General features: G+C 60.7%; 4 protein-coding genes. 3 read left to right on the top strand and 1 reads right to left on the bottom strand.

Annotation, left to right across the window (positions count from 1 at the left end; translation table 11 throughout):
• Positions 1 to 567 (top strand): HAD hydrolase family protein (locus tag RDN59_RS11745; RefSeq protein ID WP_308607991.1); only part of this gene is annotated, 567 nt, incomplete at its 5' end.
• On the opposite strand, the gene RDN59_RS11750 is transcribed toward RDN59_RS11745, so the two are convergent.
• Positions 564 to 1,223 (bottom strand): amino acid-binding ACT domain protein, encoded by a 660-nt coding sequence (locus RDN59_RS11750; RefSeq protein ID WP_308607992.1) that lies wholly within the window; start codon positions 1,221 to 1,223, stop codon positions 564 to 566. The two genes, RDN59_RS11745 and RDN59_RS11750, sit on opposite strands and share 4 nt — an antisense overlap.
• 209 nt (positions 1,224 to 1,432) lie before the next feature.
• Between RDN59_RS11750 and gatC the strand changes: the two genes are divergently transcribed.
• Positions 1,433 to 1,735 (top strand): Asp-tRNA(Asn)/Glu-tRNA(Gln) amidotransferase subunit GatC, encoded by a 303-nt coding sequence (gene gatC / locus RDN59_RS11755; RefSeq protein WP_308607993.1) that lies wholly within the window; start codon positions 1,433 to 1,435, stop codon positions 1,733 to 1,735.
• Positions 1,736 to 1,737: 2 nt separating this feature from the next.
• Positions 1,738 to 3,222: an Asp-tRNA(Asn)/Glu-tRNA(Gln) amidotransferase subunit GatA gene (gene gatA, locus RDN59_RS11760; protein ID WP_308607994.1), complete on the top strand. Its 1,485-nt coding sequence runs from the start codon at positions 1,738 to 1,740 to the stop codon at positions 3,220 to 3,222.
• Positions 3,223 to 3,276: the final 54 nt, after the last annotated feature.

Here is a 3,276-nt window from a genome sequence, read left to right on the forward strand (position 1 = left end):
AACGGCACCGTCATCACCGATGGTGACTACTCCATCATCCACGAGGAGCACCTGCCGAGTGAGGTTGTGCAGTCCATCGTCGAGCGTTTCACCGGTCTGCCGTTGAATATCTACGTCACGGGCCTAACTGGGGCAGATCAAGTGGTGTGGGACGGCCTCGCAGGACGCGAATCTTCCATGGTGGCGGATGTGGAAGCGGTGGATCCGGGAGACGTCGCCAAGCGCAGCACTGTGCTGTTGTCGCTGTGGATTCCTGGCGACGCCGAGCTGCGCCGCGAGGTGGATGAGTGGGTGCGCGAGAATTGCGCCGTTGAGTCATCCTTCAATTGCGATTTCTACGACATCATGCCACCCGGACACAACAAGGGCGAGGGCTTGACTACGCTGCTTAGTCACCTCGGCCACGAAAGCGCCGAGCTTTACACCTTCGGCGATAGCTTCAATGACCTGTCTATGCATTCCATCGCCACCGAGTCCTTCACGTTCCCGGGAACGCAGATCACCGACGAGGTGGACCACGTGGTCCCCGATGTCGCAGCAGGGCTTAACTCGCTGCTTGCTCGCTAGGTAAGGAACGCGCCCAAGATGGCGCCCAAGTCACCCAAGTGCTCAACCTCGGAGGCGAGGTAATCGGGACCGCCAACGCGGCCCATCACCACGACGTAGTTCGTGCCTACCAGGGGAGCGGCGGCTAGCGCGGATTCGATGAGCGTCCAGGATTCCGGAATCCACGTATCCTTCTCAGGATTGAGCACGCGAGCCGTTGTGATGTTGAGGTCGGTGGGGATCGAGCCGTCGTCGGCAGGCGCGGCGTCTGAAGCAGCGATGCGGCTGATTTTCTCGTCGTTAGCAATGACAACGGCCCAATTGGACGTCAGCGCCTTGGGGATGGCAGCGCAGACTTCACTCATTGCGGCGGTCACGTTGCGTTGTGCGGCAACCTTGGCCAGCACGTGGATTTGCCCGCGGCGGTCGACGCGACCACTAAAGGGGCGAATGGAGTCGACCTCTACGCCTTCCACGGTCTGTGCTGCCGTGATGATCTCATCCGCCATGGTGGACTGGGGGAGATCCAGGACGATGTCATCCATAACCGTGCCGTCCGGGAAATTTTCCACGATATCGACTGAACGAATATCGGCCTCGATGCTGCCCATCGCGTTGGCAAGGAGGCCAAGGCTGCCGGGGGTGTCAGGGAGAAGGACACGGACGAGGTACGACATATCGTTCTTTCTGGGGGAAGATGACTAGGTAGGGAAATCGCTGATGCGAAAAGCTTGTACAACTAGATCGATGGTACCCAACGTATCGAATACTATTCAATAGCTTGAGTGGCGTGTAGGGGAGGAGTGGTGGTGGCGTGGCACCAGCCGTGCAGTACCATGGGTGCTTAGCTATCAACCGTCTCAATGAATAAAAGGATGGAGTTCGCGTGTCTGATATTTCGCGTGACGAGGTCGCGCACTTGGCAAAGCTGTCGCGATTGGCCCTGAGCGAGGAAGAACTGAAACAGTTCGCCGCGCAAATCGACGAAATCGTGGACTCGGTGTCCGCGGTTGGCAAGGTCGAGGCTGAAGGTGTGGAGCCGATGTCACACCCGCACTCCGTTAACGCCCCGATGCGTGAGGACGTTGTCGTGCGCACTCTGACTGCCGAGCAGGCCCTGGACCAGGCGCCGGCAGCTGACGATGACCGCTTCATGGTTCCGCAGATTCTGGGTGGAGGAGACGAATAAGAATGGCACAATTCATTGCGCCCACCGAGGGCATTACCGCACTGACCGCTGCCGAACTGGCTGAGAAGATCCACTCCCGTGAGCTCACCTCCCGAGAAGTTACTCAGGCATTCTTGGATCGCATCGCGGAGACCGATGGTGAACTTAATGCCTTCCTGCACGTTGGTGCTGAGGAAGCACTGGCGGCTGCCGACGCCGTCGATAAGTCCCTCGACGCTGGCGAAGCGCCCGCTTCCGCTTTGGCCGGTGTGCCGCTGGCGCTGAAAGACCTACTTGTGACTACCGACGCCCCCACGACCGCCGCCTCCAAGATGCTGGAGGGTTGGGTCTCGCCCTATGACGCTACGCTGGTGACCAAGCTGCGTGAGGCCGGCATTCCGATCTTGGGTAAGACGAACCTCGATGAGTTTGCGATGGGCTCTTCTAACGAGAACTCTGCCTACGGTCCGGCTCACAATCCGTATGACACCGAGCGCACCCCGGGTGGTTCCGGTGGTGGAACTGCCGCAGCTCTGGCCTCGGGCCAGGCCCCCCTGGGTATCGGTACCGACACCGGCGGCTCGATCCGTCAGCCGGCCGCTTTGACCAACACCGTGGGTGTAAAGCCGACGTATGGCACGGTGTCTCGCTATGGCCTCATCGCCGCTGCAAGCTCCTTGGACCAGGCTGGCCCGACTGCCCGCACGGTCCTCGATACCGCCTTGCTGCACGAAATCATTGCCGGACACGATTCCTTTGATGCCACCTCCGTGGATAAGCCGGTTGCTCCGGTAGTCGCGGCCGCCAAGGAAGGCGCCAATGGCGACCTTTCCGGCGTCAAGGTTGGCCTGATCAAACAATTCGAGCGCGACGGCTGGCAGCCGGGCGTGATGGAGGCCTACCACGCCGCGGTTGAGCAGCTGAAGTCTCAGGGCGCGGAGATCGTCGAGGTCGACTGCCCGCACTTCGACGACGCACTGGCTGCGTACTACCTCATCATGCCGTGTGAGGTGTCCTCCAACTTGGCCCGCTTCGACGGCATGCGCTACGGCCTGCGCGTGGGCGATGACGGAACCCACTCCGCGGAAGAGGTTATGTCTCTGTCCCGCGCTGCTGGTTTCGGTCCTGAGGTTAAGCGCCGCATCATGCTGGGTACCTACGCGCTATCCGTCGGTTATTACGACGCCTACTACCTCCAGGCACAGCGTGTGCGCACCCTCATTGCACAGGACTTTGAGCGCGCTTTCGAGCAGGTCGATGTCCTTGTTTCCCCGACCACCCCGACCACGGCCTTCAAGCTGGGGGAGAAGGTTGAGGATCCGATGGAGATGTACAATTTCGACCTCTGCACCCTGCCGCTGAACCTTGCCGGCGTGTGCGGCATGTCTGTACCCTCCGGCTTGGCGTCCGACACCAACCTGCCGACCGGCCTGCAGATCATGGCACCGGCGTTCAAGGATGACCGCCTGTACAAGGTAGGCGCTGCCTACGAAGCAGGACGAAAGTAGCGCGCAGAACCGCAATCTCTAGCGCGCCTCAGCCGGTGGCCTTTCGCGGAAAAG

This window comes from uncultured Corynebacterium sp., from assembly GCF_902489365.1.
Classification (GTDB): domain Bacteria; phylum Actinomycetota; class Actinomycetes; order Mycobacteriales; family Mycobacteriaceae; genus Corynebacterium.

Coding starts and splice junctions, on each gene's coding strand:
- gatA (WP_308607994.1), top strand. CDS start 1,738: ATGGCACAATTCATTGCGCCCACCGAGGGCATTACCGCACTGACCGCT.
- RDN59_RS11750 (WP_308607992.1), bottom strand. CDS start 1,223: ATGTCGTACCTCGTCCGTGTCCTTCTCCCTGACACCCCCGGCAGCCTT.